Source organism: Streptosporangium sp. NPDC001559, assembly GCF_042893955.1.
In the GTDB taxonomy this organism is placed as follows: domain Bacteria; phylum Actinomycetota; class Actinomycetes; order Streptosporangiales; family Streptosporangiaceae; genus Streptosporangium.
In genome coordinates, this window is sequence record NZ_JBIAVG010000008.1 from 233,061 (window position 1) to 246,083 (window position 13,023).

A 13,023-nucleotide genomic window follows, 5' to 3' on the forward strand; every position below is an offset into this window, starting at 1 on the left:
GGCATGCTCTCCACGACCTCACGCACCACGCTCAACCGTTCCAAGGAGCGGGGCCGCACCTCCCGCGAGGATCTCTACGCCGTGCTCGACGCCGGGCTCATCTGTCACCTGGGGGTCGTGGTCGACGGGGCTCCCCGGGTGGTGCCGACCGGCTACGGGCGCGTCGACGACACCCTCTACCTGCACGGTTCGACCGGTTCTGTCTCCCTGCGCGGCACCGGCGAGATCTGTGTGACGGTGACGCACGTGGACGGCGTGGTGCTGGCCAGGTCAGTCTTCCACCACTCGATGAACTACCGATCCGCGATGATCTACGGCCGCCCTCGTCTCGTGCTCGACGAGGACGAGCGCCTCGCGGGCCTGCGCGCGATCACCGAGCAGCTCGCCCCCGGCCAGTGGGACGCGGCTCGCACGCCGACCAGGAAGGAGCTCGCCGCGACCGCCGTGGTGGCCCTCTCCCTGACCGAGGCGTCGGTCAAGGTACGGCAGGGCCCGCCGAGCGACGAGCCCGAGGACTACGCGCTGCCGGTCTGGGCCGGGGTGCTGCCGCTGCGCCTGTCGTGGGGCGCGCCGGAGACCGATCCGGCCATGACGTCCGAGGTCGAGGTGCCCGAGCATGTCTCCTCCCGGCCCGTGCCGGGACGGTAGGAAGGCGGGCGAACGGGGGCCGTTCGCCGCGACTTACCGGGTCTCCCAGCGTTCCGAGACTGATTTGTGATTCATGAGTAAATTTTCGCGATCTCCGGCTAAGCTACGGTTCGCCTGTTGTGGGTGGGGGCCCAAGCAACTGAGGAGACCGCATGTACGGCACGTCATCAGGCTGGCGAGTCCCCGGATACACCGAGATACGCGAGCTGGGAGCCGGTGCCGGCGGACGCGTGGTGATGGCGCGGCACGAGGTCGACGGCATGCAGGTCGCGATCAAGTACCTGTCCGACGAACTCAGGGGTGACGTCGGGTTCGTCGCGCGTTTCCGGCACGAGGCAAGGGTGCTCAACACCCTGGACAGCCCGCACGCCGTACGGCTCTACGACTACGTGGAGACCGGTGAGGGCGCCGCCATCGTCATGGAGCTGGTCAACGGCGTCCCGCTGCGGGCGATCCTGCGCTCGGAGGGGCCGACCGGGCCCGAGGCGGCGCTGGTCGTGCTCAAGGGAGCCCTCCTCGGCCTGTCGACCGCGCACATGGCGGGCGTCGTGCACCGCGACTTCAAGCCGGAAAACGTGATGGTCGAGGCGGACGGGACGAGCAAGCTCGTCGACTTCGGCATCGCGATCCGCTCGGGCGACGGGGACACCCCCGCGGGCACGCCTCCCTACATGGCCCCCGAACAGTGGACGGGCTCCCCCTCCGGCCCCTCGACCGACGTCTACGCCGCGACGGCCGTGTTCTTCGAGTGCCTGACGGGCGCCCGGCCGTTCCGCGCCTCGAACGTCGCCGCGCTGGCCAGGCAGCACCAGGTCACGCCGCCGCCGATCGAGGAGGTGCCGCCCGCGCTGCAGGGCCTGGTCGAGCGGGGGCTCGCCAAGCACCCCGCGGACCGGCCGCCGACCGCCGCCGCCTTCATCACCGAGTTGGAGGCCGTCGCCGCCGACGCCTACGGGAGCGACTGGCAGGAGAAGGGGCGCCGCCGTCTGGCCGGTCTCGCCGCGCTCCTGCCCGCCCTGTTCCCGGTGGAGGCCCCCAAGACCGGCACCGGTTCCTCCTCCGTCGCCGAGACGAACCTCAGAAGCGGCGGCGCGCGCCGCAGGGCGTCGTCGTCCCTGGGCAAGATGGGCGTCAAGATCCTGGTCGGCGTCGGATGCGTCGCGGTGATCGGCGGGGTGACCGCCGTGCTGGTCAACTCCGCGAGCAGCACCGCGATCACACCGCAGAGCCTGGTCTACTCGGCGCCCCCCGAGACGGCCGAGTCGCTGCTGCCCGAGAACCAGCCCGACGACCCCACCCCGACGCCGTCGAAGAAACCCACGCACAAGGCCTCAAGCCCCGCCCCCACTCCGACTCCGGCCGCGACGACCGCCGCGCCTCCCCCGCCGGTCCAGCCGACCCAGGCGGCCGTCCCGTCCAAGTCGCCGAAGCCCACGCCGAAGCCGTCGGAGACCCGCACCAGGAAGCCGACCAAGAGCCCGGCTCCGAAGCCCACGCCGACCGCCTCCGAGGAGGAGGAGACCTCCTCCATCGACACCTCGGACGTCCCGACCAAGACCCCGTCCAAGACGCCGACGCCGACCCCCACACCGACCAAGACGACCGCCCCGCCGACGCCGACCCCCAGGCCCACCAGGACTCCGACCCCGACGCCGAGCAGCCCGTCGCCGACGGAGACCTCGACCGACGGGGGGACGCCTCCCAGCCTGAGCGCGTCTCCGACGCCTCCCGAGACGTCCCCGGCGACGCTGCTGGCGTTCGGCCTGGTGACGAGCGGCACCGTGCCCATCACACTGGCGGTGAGGCGCGGGATGGCCGGTCGCCACCGGAGGCGGCGCGGGCGCTAGAGAACGGCGGAACAGGTTATGGACATCGAACGGGGGAACGTCGCCGGGTTCCTGCTGACCGGCGAGAGCCGTACCGGTGAACCGGGAACGTGGTCGTCCGCGACCGCGCCCGGCGGACGGCAGGCGGGCGCGCTCAGGCTCGACCCGCGTTTCGTCGCGGACCCTGCGGCGCGGGAACGGCTGGTCGCCGCGGTGCTCGCCGAACGCGCGCTGATCCAGGCGGGCCTGACGGGGCTGGTCCCGGTCACCGACCTGGTCTCGGCCGGGCGGGAGATCTGGCTGCTCACCGGCGAGCCGGTCAGCCCCACCCTCGCCGACCTGCTCGTCGCGCCCGCGGGCGCTCCGGGTCCCGGCGCGGGTGAGGCGGCCGTCGTGCTGCTGGAGACCGCGCGGACCCTGCTCGCCCTGCACGCCGCAGGGCTCACCCACGGGGCGCTGCGCCCGGACACCGTGGTGATCTCCGCCGACGGGTCCGCCCTGCTCGCCGAACGGGGACTGGCCGACGCGCTGCACGGGCGCCCGGCCCACCCCGGCCGTGACGCGGCCGCCTGGGCCGCGCTCGCCCGTGGCATGGCCGCGAACTGGGCCGCCGCCGACCCCGGAGCCACCGCCCTGTTCGAGCGGGCCGCGGCCGTCGCCGACTCGGACGGGCTCGCCCGCGCCCGTGACGTGCTGCTCTCCGGGCAGGACACACTGCCCGCGGACTCCCTGACCAGGAACGGTCTCTCCCAGGCCGTACGGCTGCGCCCCGTTCCCGGACCCGTGCCCGGAAACGTTCCGCCGATGCCCGTCCCCGACGAGGGCGAGGTCGTCACGCTGCTGCGGGCCGACGTGCCGGCCGCCGCCCAGGAGAACGTCGTCATGCGCTTCGGCCCCGGCGTGCCGCCGGAGACCACGGCGGCGCAGATCTGGCGGGCGGGCCGTGACCAGCAACGAACCGAGCAGCCCTCGGACGGGTTGCGGGCGCTCGGGACCGCCGCCAGACGCAGACGCCGCCGTACGGCACTGGCCACCGTGGTCCTCGCGCTGATGGTCGTCGGTGTCCTGGCGGTCTGGCTGCTGCGCGGTTCGGCGACCCCGCTCGCGGTCACCGGCGTCGAGGTGAGCGCGCCGAAGAAACAGCAGACGTGCGACGCGACGGTCAGGATCACGGGCGTCTTCGCCACGAACGGCTCCGGCGGGGAGATCCGCTACGAGTGGCGGCGCAGCGACCGCAAGACCCCGATCGAGCAGACCGACACCGTTCCCTCCGGGAAGACCTCGCACGAGGTGAGCCTGGAGTGGACGGTCAAGGGCGAGGGCCGCTTCCGTGGAACGGCGACGCTGCGGCTGCTCTCCCCGTCGGTCGAGGGGCAGAAGGTCCAGGACAAGGCGAGTTTCACTTACAAGTGCCCCTAAGCCTCCCAAGGCACCGCAATGCACTGCTAACCGGTTCTTACTACTCTGACGGCCATGACCACGCAGACCCCTGCCGGCTGGTACCCCGACCCTTACGGTTCACCGCTGTTGCGGTGGTGGGACGGCAACCAGTGGACCGACGCCACGCACCCCAGGGACACCTCTCCCCAAGGGCAGGCCGCGCCCCTCGCCCAGCCGACGGGGCAGACCGGCCCGTTCCCCCAGCCCATGCCTCCGCAGACCGGCGCCGCCGCCCAACCTCCGGCCCAACCCTCCCCCCAGACCGCCCAGTCCCCCGTCCAGCCCGCCGGACCGCCCGCCGGTCCCCCTGGCCCCCCCGGCCCCGGTGGGCCCACCGGGCCCACCGGGCCTGCGGCCGGACCCACCGGGCCGCAGACCGGCCCCTTCGCGGCGCCGTCCGGCCAGGCACCCTCCTTCTCACCTCCCTCGGGACCTCCCGAGGGTGTGGGCCAGACCGCGCAGTGGAACGGGGCGCAGGGCCAGGCACCGCAGGGGCAGCCCTCCTGGGGCGGCGGGCCCGGGGGCGGCAACACGATGCAGCTGCCCGCCGGGGGGTACAGCCTTCCGCCGGGGACCGCTCCGCGTAAGAGCAGCCCGTGGCCCTGGATCCTCGGAGGCGGCGGGGTCGTGATCCTGGTGGCCGTCGTCGTGGCCGCGGTCATGTTCCTGGCGAACCCCACGTCCAGGCCGACCGCGGACGACCCGACCCTGCCGCCCGCCGTACCCACGCAGGAGCCCACCCCGTTCCCGACCGAGGCCGAGACCACCGAGCCTCCGCAGGAGACCCCCGCCCCGGAGGCGTCCGAGTTCCCCCGGCCGCAGAACGGGCGCATCCAGGACCCCGTGAGCGGCATGTCCTACGCCTTCCCCGGCTCCCCCTGGCAGATCCCCGCGAACGCGGGCACCGACCCGCTCGGGTTCACCTGGAACAGCGGGACCCTGGCGATCGCCCAGGACGACTACGACGGCAAGGGCGGCAGGTGGCTCGGCAACATCCTCACCGGTGAGCTTCCCGACAAATACGGCTACGACGGGGTCCCCAGCATGCGCGGGATCGCCGCGACGCTGCTGCACGCGACCGAGGCGGCCTACTACAGCCCCGAGCACGATCGGAAGATCGTCAAGGACGAGGCGATCAAGGTGAGCGGCCGGGACGGCTGGCTGTTCATGTTCGACCTCGACTTCTCCGCGCAGTCCAAGGCCAACGGCTGGAAGTGGAAGAAGGAACGGGCCGCCTTCGTGATCGTGGACCGGGGTGAGGGCAGGAAGCCCGCGCTTATGTACCTTTCCATCCCCGACAATCTGGACACTTCTCTTGCCGACCGGGTGGTCAAGTCGCTCAAGGTCTCCTGACGGGAGTACTACCCTGAAGGCTATGAGTGACCTGCTGGTCTGGATCGACTGTGAGATGACCGGGCTCGACCTCGGCCGAGACGCGCTGATCGAGGTGGCCTGTGTGGTCACGGACGGTGAGCTGAACCAGCTCGACGAGGGCGTTGACGTGGTCATCAAGCCTCCGCCCGAGGCTCTGGAGCAGATGTCGCAGATCGTCCGTGAGATGCACACCGCCTCGGGTCTGCTGGAGACGCTGAGCACGGGCGTCACGCTGGCCGAGGCGGAGGCCGTGGTCCTTGACTACATCAAGGGGCACATCCCCGAGCCCAAGCGGGCCCCGCTGTGCGGCAACTCCATCGCCACCGACCGTTCGTTCATCTCGCGCGACATGCCGGCCGTCGACACGTTCCTGCACTACCGGATGATCGACGTGTCCTCGATCAAGGAGCTCGCCCGGCGGTGGTACCCCCGCGTCTACTTCGCCTCGCCGGAGAAGCAGGGCGGCCACCGCGCGCTGGCCGACATCACCGAGAGCGTCCGCGAGCTGCGCTACTACCGAGCGGCGGTCTTCGTGCCCCAGCCGGGACCCGACTCCGCGACGGCCCGTGAGCTCGCGGAGACGATCTCGGCCACCGCGACCTGAGCGACGCGCGAAAACCAGGGGCGAAACGACTCCCAAAGACCGCTACACTTTTCATGTGCTGCTGCGGCAGACATGGTGGGCGTAGCTCAGTTGGCAGAGCGCCAGGTTGTGGTCCTGGATGTCGAGGGTTCAAGTCCCTTCGCTCACCCCATGAGAACGGCCGGTCCTCAAGGACCGGCCGTTCTGCGTTTTTCATCACTCCGGACTTGTCCACCAAAGACGGATGTCGCGGGTTATGCTCGCTGCTATCGCTACGCCGTTAGACGGGGGGTTTCGGCGACCTGAACGTGTTGCTGCAACGGAGGCCGTATGAGAGTCGACGACGCACCGTTCGACGCCGAACCCACAGTCGCGGCGAGCTTGAGCAGGCGTGAGACCGAGGTCATGGAGCTGATCGCCACCGGCTGCTCCAACTCGCAGATCGCCCAGCACCTGTTCCTCAGCGAGAAGACGGTGAAGAACCACGTCAACCGGATCTACGCCAAACTCGGTGCCGACTCCCGGATGACGGCCATAGGACTATGGCGCAGCCGTACTTCCCAGGACTAGACAGCGCTGCTGTGTCTTTTTGCTCCGCTGTGTCTTTTTGCTCCGCCTTCGGCGTCGCGGGCTTGGGCGCTCCGAGTCGGTGCTTTCCCTCGTCACTCCGTCGCTTCGCTCCTGCGTTCCTCAGTCCAAGCACCGACGCGCCCAAGCCGGACACTCCTCACGCTGAGGGCCGGTAAAGCGGAGATCAAACCCTTCACTCCAGGCGTCGGAAAGCCCGGACCGGCCCTTCGGCCCCAGGCGTGAGGAGTGTCGGCTTGGGCCTTACCGGTGCCGGGAGTGAGGGGTTTCGGCTTGGGCCTCACCGGTGCCGTGCGTGAAGGGTTTCGGCTTGGGCGCGTCGGTGTCTGGACTGAGGAGTGAGGGAGCGCAGCGGACGAACGACGAGGGAAGACACCGACTCGAAAGCGCCCAAGCCCGCGACGCCGCCAGGCGTCGCAAAAAGACACAGCCCGCGACGCCGCAGGCGGAGCAAAGAACTACGCAGAGAGGCGAAGGTCCTGGGAGGCTTCCAGGGCTCTGGTGAGGGCGGTTGTGCCCTCGGCGAGTTCCTCGGCGGTCACCGAGAGGGCGGGGCGCAGCCGTACCGACTGGTCGCCGCAGGGCAGGACCAGTACGCCCTCCTCGCGCCTGAGCCTGGCGACCAGGCGGTCGCGGGCGGTCGTGTCCGGCAGGTCGAAGGCGCACATGAGGCCGCGTCCCCTGGCGTTGCGGACCAGGCCGGGGAAGCGGGCCTGGATCTTCTGCAGCGAGGTGAGCAGTTCCTGACCGAGTTCGCCCGCGCGGGTGATCAGGTCGTCGCGTTCGATGATCTCCAGCATCCTGCGGGAACGGACCATGTCGACCAGGCCGCCGCCCCAGGTCGAGTTGATCCGGCCGCTGACACGGAACACGTTGTCGGGCACCTGGTCGACCCTGCGACCGGCCATGATCCCGCCGACCTGGATCTTCTTGGCGAAGGCCACGATGTCGGGGCGCAGGCCGAGTTGCTGGTGCGCCCACGGGGTTCCGGTGATCCCGGCGCCCGTCTGTACCTCGTCCATGACGAACAGGGCGTCGTACTCGTGGCACATGCGTTCCATGGCCTGCAGGAACTCGGGGCGCATGTGGTTGTCGCCGCCCTCGCCCTGGATGGGTTCGGCGATGAAGCAGGCGATGTCGTGCGGGTGGCGTTCGAAGGCGGCCCGTGCCTGGGCCAGTGCCCGCGCCTCGGCCGCTTCGACGTTCCCGAAGTGGATGGCGGGCACCTCGATCCGGGGCCAGTCGAACATCGGGAAGCGGTCGGTCTTGACCGGGTCGGTGTTGGTCAGGGAGAGGGTGTAGCCGCTGCGGCCGTGGAAGGCGCGGGTGAGGTGGAGCACCCTGGTGCCGAGGCTCCTGGGACGGCCCGCCGCCTCGTTGCGCCGGCTCTTCCAGTCGAAGGCGCACTTCAGCGCGTTCTCCACGGCCAGGGCCCCGCCTTCGACGAAGAACAGGTGCGGTAGTTCCGGGTCGCCGAGCACGCGGTCGAACGTCTCGACGAAGTCGGCGAGGTGACCGGTGTAGAGATCGGAGTTGGCGGGTTTGTTTGCGGCGATCCTGCCGAGCAGGGCCAGGAACTCGGGGTCGTCGTCGAAGGGGTTCAGACCCAGTGGCGCCGAGGCGAAGAAGGTGTAGAAGTCCAGGTAGCGGCGATCCGTCCGGGCGTCGACGAGCCGGGATCCCTTGCTCCGGTCGAGGTCGAGGACCAGCCGGTAGCCGTCCACGAGCAGATGTCGAGCGAGGCGGTCGTGCACGTCCATGTCCCCTCCACAGGTCTCCCCCATAGCGATTCGAAGGGATTATTCCCCGGAAATGACACTTCTATATGGAGACATTACGCGGAGAAGCTGATTTTTCGGGAGATTGTCCTGGATCACACGACGCGAGGGGTGCCAGAGGGCCCCCGCCACCGGGAGGCGAGCCCCTTGATCCGGAAGGACAACGCCACCAGGGCGATGCCGTACAGGATGGCCATGATGCCGATGAGCCAGACGAGGGCCAGCGCGCCAGGAGCAGGCCGGATGAACAGCAGGACGCCGAACAGCACCGAGAGCGCGCCGCTGATGATGAACATCCACTCGTTCGCCGCGGTCCTGCGCAGCCTGATCCCCGCCACGATCTCCAGGACGCCGGTGACGACGGCCCAGGCCGCGATGAAGAACAGCAGGACCAGGGCCGTGATGCCCGGCCAGACGAAGACCGCGATGCCCGTCAGGATGCTGACGACGCCGTAGAAGATCATCCATCCCCGGGAACCGAGGCCCGCTCCCCTGCCCGCTCCGAACAGGGCGAAGACACCGTCCACGATGGCGTAGGCGCCGAAGACGACGACCAGGGCGAGGACGGTGATGGCGGGCCAGATCAGCGCCAGCACGCCGAACAGGATCGCGCAGACTCCGCGGACCAGATACACCCACCAGGTACGTGCCAGCTCTTCCATGTGACCTCCCCGTTCTTCGGGGATTCCTATCCGGCAACAGGACAAGACGAGACCACCGGCCGGTTAAATCGGGTTATCGTGCGATCAAGTCGTCGAGTCGCCAGAAGGAATGATCGATGTCGTTTCGTGAATCCGCCGCCGACATGCGGGACGAGCTGGTCCGCCTCAGGCACTCCCTGCACCGGGAGCCCGAGCTGGGCCTCGACCTGCCGCGCACCCAGGAGAAGGTGCTGGAGGCGATCTCCGGTCTCCCCCTGGAGGTACGGCTCGGCGAACGGCTCAGCTCCGTCACCGCGGTGCTGCGCGGAGCCCGTCCCGGCCCGACCGTCCTGCTGCGGGGCGACATGGACGCCCTTCCGGTCTCCGAACGCCCCGGGGCGGGCGGGGTGACGGCCTCCCGGTTCGAGGGCAGGATGCACGCCTGCGGCCACGACCTGCACACCACCATGCTGGCCGGGGCCGCGCACCTGCTGTCCTCGGGGCGCGACCGGCTCGCCGGGAACGTGGTCTTCATGTTCCAGCCCGGCGAGGAGGGGCACGACGGCGCCAAGCTCATGATCGAGGAGGGAACGCTCGACGCGGCGGGCGAGCGTCCCGTCGCGGCCTACGCCCTGCACGTGACCAGCGCGATGCTTCCGCAGGGGACGTTCCTCACCAAGGGTGGCCCGATGATGTCGGCCATCGACGAGCTGACGGTGACCGTGCGCGGCGCGGGAGGGCACGGCTCGACGCCGCACCGCGCCAAGGACCCCATCCCCGCCGCGTGCGAGATGGTCCTGGCGCTGCAGTCCATGGTGACGCGGAGCTTCGACGTCTTCGACCCGGTGGTGGTCACCGTCGGCAGCTTCCACGCGGGCACGGTCAGCAACGTGATCCCCGAGGAGGCCCGCTTCGCGGTGACGATCAGGTCGTTCTCCCCGTCCGCTCGGGAGCGGCTCCAGGAGCGGACGGTCGCCCTGGTCAGGGGCATCGCCGCGGCCCACGGGCTGGACGTGGAGGCCGACTACCAGGGGATCTACCCGGTCACGGTCAACGACGTCGACGAGGCCGGCTTCGTGGCCGAGACCGTCAGGGAGGTCTACGGCGAGCAGCGCTTCCGGCAGGCCGCGAACCCGTTCACCGGCTCAGAGGACTTCTCCTACGTCTGCGACCAGGTCCCCTCCGCGTTCATCGCGCTCGGCGCGTGCCCGGCCGACCGTGATCCGGAGCGCGCCGCCTACAACCACGCCCCGGACGCGGAGTTCGACGACGCGGTGCTGCCGGACGGGGCCGCGCTCTACGCCGAACTCGCGGCGCGCCGCCTGGCCGGCGCCACGGCCTGAGCAGCGGCTCGAACGGTGGCTCAAGCGGTGGCTCGAACAGTGACCTGAACGGCGGCCTGGACCGGTCGCCTCCTCGTGACCGGTTCAGGCCTCGCCGACGATCCGGACGCCGACCGTACCGTGCCCGCCCCTGCGGAACCTGCTGACGATCATCAGGACCCTGGCGAACAGGCCGTACTTCCGCAGGATCAGCCGGCGCACCCGCTCGGTCTCCTCCGCGGGCAGCACCGAGGCCCGTCCCTCGACCTGCTCGCCCCGCGTGTTGCCCCGCACGTCGCAGGCCGCCAGGACGACGCGCGGATCGGCTCCCAGGCGCCTGACCTTGCCCGAGGAGGCGACCGTCCAGACGACCAGCCCCTCGCCGTCCGGCGCGACCCACACGGGGGTGGGCACCGCGGCCCCGTTCTTCCTGAAGGTCGTCACGGAGACATAGCGCTCGGCCGCGAGCTCCTTGATCGTCGTCATGTACGGCACCCTACGCCGCCGTGTAGACCACCAGGGAGACCGCGGCGTACTGCACAAGGTAGGCGGCGACGGTGAGGGCGTGGAAGACCTCGTGGAAGCCGAACCAGCGGGGCGAGGGGTCGGGGCGGCGTGTGCCGTACACGACTCCGCCCGCGGTGTAGAGCAGGCCGCCGGCCAGGACGAGGGCGACCGCGACGACCCCGGCGCCCGCGAGCAGCTGGGGAAGGACGAGGGCGGCCGTCCAGCCGAGGGCGATGTAGAGCGCCGTGGACAGCCAGCGGGGGGCCGAGGTCCACAGCACCTTGAACAGCACGCCCGCGAGGGCTCCCGTCCAGACCACGGCCAGGACCACGGTCCTGGCCGGGCCGTCGAGGGCGAGCATCGCGAAGGGGGTGTGGGTGCCCGCGATGATCAGGTAGATGTTGGCGTGGTCGAGGCGGCGCAGCACCCCGGCCAGGCGCGGGGAGAGGGTGCTCCGGTGGTAGGTGGCCGAGACGCCGAAGAGCAGGCCGGAGGTGACGGCGTAGACGGCCGCCGCCAGCCGGGCCTGGAGGGTCGGCCCCAGGGCGACGAGGACGAATCCGGCGATGAGGGAGACGGGCAGGGCTCCGGCGTGCAGCCAGCCCCGCAGGCGGGGCTTGGCGGGCCCGGGGAGAGCGAAGCCCTCGGCGGTGGTCGTGACCATGAACCTACGCTAGCGTAGGTTACGTATCCGTAGGTTGTGATCTGCCCGACATCGTCACAGCGCTCCTACAGGGCCCTGAGGAACCTGGCCGCGACGGGAACCGCCCCCTCCCCGCCGTTCTCGACGAGGACGGCGAAGGCCAGGTCGCCCCGGTAGCCGACGAACCAGGCGTGTTCCCGTCCGTCCGCCGCCCGCGCGGTGCCCGCCTTGCCCGCCGTACCCGGGGGGAGACCGCCGGGGCCCCCGGTGCCGTCGGAGGTTCCGGTGCCGCCGGAGGTCACAGCGCCGTCGGCGACGGCCGCCCGCATCATGGACCGCAGGGCGGTGACCGTGGCCTCCGGTAACGAGGCCCGCCGGGAGACCTGCCGCACCCGCGACGACCGGCTGGGGACCAGCACCGGCCCGTGCCAGGAACCGTCCTGTACGGCCGCCGCGACCAGCGCCATGCACAGCGGGCTCGCCACGACCGAGCCCTGCCCGATGGCGTCCGAGGCCAGCTCGTCGACGTCGCCGGGCGGACTGATCCTGCCGCAGGGTTCGCCGAGGCCGGGCACCTCCGCGTTGAAGCCGAAGAGCTCGGCCGCCCGCACCAGGCCCCGGCCGTTCGAGGGCAGGTGGGCCGCCGCCTGCTCGACGAAGGCCGTGTCGCACGACAGCGCGAAGGCCGTCGTCAGGGTGACCGTCTCCGAGGCCGGGTGGTCGGCGGCGTTGCGGAAGATCCTGCCCTTGGGGGGCGCGTAGGTCCGCGGGCAGCCGACCCGTGTCGCCGGGGTGAGCCCCTCGGAGAGCAGGGCGGTCGCGGTGACCACCTTGAACGCGGGGCCGGGGGGATACAGCCCGCGGAAGGCGCTCTGCCCGCCGTTGCCCTCGCCCAGCCGGTCGGCCACCGCCAGGACCTCCCCGGTGCCGGGCCGTACCGCGACGATGGCGGCGGGGTGGTCGACACCGTCGAGCGCCCGCGCCGCGGCGGCCTGGACGGGGCGGGACAGGCTCGTCTTGAGCTTCCTGACGTGCAGGGGCCGGAAGACGACCAGTTCCCTCTTGCCGCCGTCCGCCGCCGTCGCCTCAAGGGCGTAGCCGGTGGTCTCCTCGGCTCCCGCGCCGAACAATCCGCGGTAGCCCTCCGCCCCGCTGGCGTGCGGGAGCGGCGCCCCCGAGCTGGTGACCGGTTCGGTGTCCGGCGCCGGGATCTCCTTGAAGGCGATCCTGCCGCCGCCCGCCAGCGCCGGGTGGAGCGTCTCCGGCAGCCACACCACCCTCCAGCGGCCCTCGCGCAGGACCATCCGCAGCGTCGACTCGAACGGCCAGTCACCGAGGTTCCTGACCTTCCTGACGCCGTGGAAGGGTAACTCCGCGTGCAGGCCGTCCCCGCGCACCAGCGTGCCCGGGACGAGTTCCACCGACTCGATGTCCAGGTCCTGGGCGAAGTCCAGGTGCCGCTGGGCGAAGTCGGCGGGCGGCGAGACGACCATCCGGCCCATCTCGCTGAGGTCGCCGTCCTGCCAGGAGGCCAGGTAGGCGCGGCCCGTCTCCTCGGGCCCCGGGCCCACGGCGCGCACCTGCGCGCCGGTCGGCCGCAGCAGCACGTAGACGCCCGCGCCGATCATGATGAGCACGACGGCGACGAGCACGAGGACCGGTCGAGTACGCAT

The 13,023-nt window shown here is 71.0% G+C and carries 12 protein-coding genes and 1 tRNA gene; 8 read left to right on the forward strand and 5 right to left on the reverse strand.

Features of this window, described 5'->3' with window-relative positions; genetic code table 11:
* Positions 1-3: 3 nt before the first annotated feature.
* From ACFYY8_RS19960 to ACFYY8_RS19990, 7 genes are all read left to right on the forward strand, one after another.
* Entirely contained in the window at positions 4-648 is a 645-nt protein-coding gene (locus ACFYY8_RS19960; RefSeq protein ID WP_390042844.1) for a pyridoxamine 5'-phosphate oxidase family protein, read from the forward strand.
* Positions 649-800: 152 nt separating this feature from the next.
* The gene (locus tag ACFYY8_RS19965; RefSeq protein WP_390042846.1) at positions 801-2,495 is read left to right on the forward strand and encodes a protein kinase; all 1,695 of its coding nucleotides are present in this window, start codon (positions 801-803) and stop codon (positions 2,493-2,495) included.
* An 18-nt stretch (positions 2,496-2,513) separates the two neighbouring features.
* Positions 2,514-3,893, forward strand: coding sequence for a hypothetical protein (locus tag ACFYY8_RS19970; RefSeq protein ID WP_390042848.1), 1,380 nt, complete (start codon positions 2,514-2,516; stop codon positions 3,891-3,893).
* Positions 3,894-3,947: 54 nt separating this feature from the next.
* Positions 3,948-5,267 (forward strand): DUF2510 domain-containing protein, encoded by a 1,320-nt coding sequence (locus tag ACFYY8_RS19975; protein WP_390042850.1) that lies wholly within the window; start codon positions 3,948-3,950, stop codon positions 5,265-5,267.
* Positions 5,268-5,289: 22 nt separating this feature from the next.
* Positions 5,290-5,892: an oligoribonuclease gene (gene orn / locus ACFYY8_RS19980; RefSeq protein WP_390042853.1), complete on the forward strand. Its 603-nt coding sequence runs from the start codon at positions 5,290-5,292 to the stop codon at positions 5,890-5,892.
* Positions 5,893-5,967: 75 nt separating this feature from the next.
* Positions 5,968-6,043, forward strand: a tRNA-His gene (locus tag ACFYY8_RS19985).
* A gap of 158 nt (positions 6,044-6,201) precedes the next feature.
* Complete coding sequence (locus ACFYY8_RS19990) at positions 6,202-6,441, forward strand: LuxR C-terminal-related transcriptional regulator (RefSeq protein WP_390042855.1); 240 nt, start codon at positions 6,202-6,204, stop codon at positions 6,439-6,441.
* Between the two features lie 476 nt (positions 6,442-6,917).
* Here ACFYY8_RS19990 and lat read toward each other — a convergent pair whose 3' ends face one another.
* A complete protein-coding gene (lat, locus tag ACFYY8_RS19995; RefSeq protein WP_390042857.1) occupies positions 6,918-8,219 on the reverse strand; it encodes an L-lysine 6-transaminase in 1,302 nt (433 codons plus the stop codon).
* 113 nt (positions 8,220-8,332) lie between these two features.
* Entirely contained in the window at positions 8,333-8,899 is a 567-nt protein-coding gene (locus tag ACFYY8_RS20000) for an HdeD family acid-resistance protein (RefSeq protein ID WP_390042859.1), read from the reverse strand.
* A 116-nt stretch (positions 8,900-9,015) separates the two neighbouring features.
* Here ACFYY8_RS20000 and ACFYY8_RS20005 point away from each other — a divergent pair, with 116 nt between their 5' ends.
* Positions 9,016-10,221, forward strand: a complete 1,206-nt coding sequence (locus tag ACFYY8_RS20005; protein WP_390042861.1) for a M20 family metallopeptidase — start codon at positions 9,016-9,018, stop codon at positions 10,219-10,221.
* An 84-nt stretch (positions 10,222-10,305) separates the two neighbouring features.
* Here the strand turns inward: ACFYY8_RS20005 and ACFYY8_RS20010 are convergent, their stop codons facing one another.
* The 3 genes from ACFYY8_RS20010 to ACFYY8_RS20020 form a co-directional block, all read right to left on the reverse strand.
* A complete protein-coding gene (locus tag ACFYY8_RS20010) occupies positions 10,306-10,686 on the reverse strand; it encodes a PPOX class F420-dependent oxidoreductase (protein ID WP_390042864.1) in 381 nt (126 codons plus the stop codon).
* 10 nt (positions 10,687-10,696) lie between these two features.
* Positions 10,697-11,371: a hemolysin III family protein gene (locus ACFYY8_RS20015; protein WP_390042866.1), complete on the reverse strand. Its 675-nt coding sequence runs from the start codon at positions 11,369-11,371 to the stop codon at positions 10,697-10,699.
* 65 nt (positions 11,372-11,436) lie between these two features.
* Positions 11,437-13,023 carry a penicillin-binding transpeptidase domain-containing protein gene (locus ACFYY8_RS20020; RefSeq protein ID WP_390042870.1) on the reverse strand — a complete coding sequence of 529 codons (1,587 nt, stop codon included), beginning with the start codon at positions 13,021-13,023 and terminating at the stop codon, positions 11,437-11,439.

Excerpts from the sequence above, each read along its gene's own strand:
- ACFYY8_RS20010 (WP_390042864.1), bottom strand. The coding sequence starts at position 10,686 with ATGACGACGATCAAGGAGCTCGCGGCCGAGCGCTATGTCTCCGTGACG.
- ACFYY8_RS20000 (WP_390042859.1), bottom strand. The coding sequence starts at position 8,899 with ATGGAAGAGCTGGCACGTACCTGGTGGGTGTATCTGGTCCGCGGAGTC.
- ACFYY8_RS19970 (WP_390042848.1), top strand. The coding sequence starts at position 2,514 with ATGGACATCGAACGGGGGAACGTCGCCGGGTTCCTGCTGACCGGCGAG.
- orn (WP_390042853.1), top strand. The coding sequence starts at position 5,290 with ATGAGTGACCTGCTGGTCTGGATCGACTGTGAGATGACCGGGCTCGAC.
- ACFYY8_RS19965 (WP_390042846.1), top strand. The coding sequence starts at position 801 with ATGTACGGCACGTCATCAGGCTGGCGAGTCCCCGGATACACCGAGATA.
- ACFYY8_RS19990 (WP_390042855.1), top strand. The coding sequence starts at position 6,202 with ATGAGAGTCGACGACGCACCGTTCGACGCCGAACCCACAGTCGCGGCG.
- ACFYY8_RS19975 (WP_390042850.1), top strand. The coding sequence starts at position 3,948 with ATGACCACGCAGACCCCTGCCGGCTGGTACCCCGACCCTTACGGTTCA.
- ACFYY8_RS20005 (WP_390042861.1), top strand. The coding sequence starts at position 9,016 with ATGTCGTTTCGTGAATCCGCCGCCGACATGCGGGACGAGCTGGTCCGC.
- ACFYY8_RS19960 (WP_390042844.1), top strand. The coding sequence starts at position 4 with ATGCTCTCCACGACCTCACGCACCACGCTCAACCGTTCCAAGGAGCGG.
- lat (WP_390042857.1), bottom strand. The coding sequence starts at position 8,219 with ATGGACGTGCACGACCGCCTCGCTCGACATCTGCTCGTGGACGGCTAC.
- ACFYY8_RS20020 (WP_390042870.1), bottom strand. The coding sequence starts at position 13,023 with ATGCGTACTCGACCGGTCCTCGTGCTCGTCGCCGTCGTGCTCATCATG.
- ACFYY8_RS20015 (WP_390042866.1), bottom strand. The coding sequence starts at position 11,371 with ATGGTCACGACCACCGCCGAGGGCTTCGCTCTCCCCGGGCCCGCCAAG.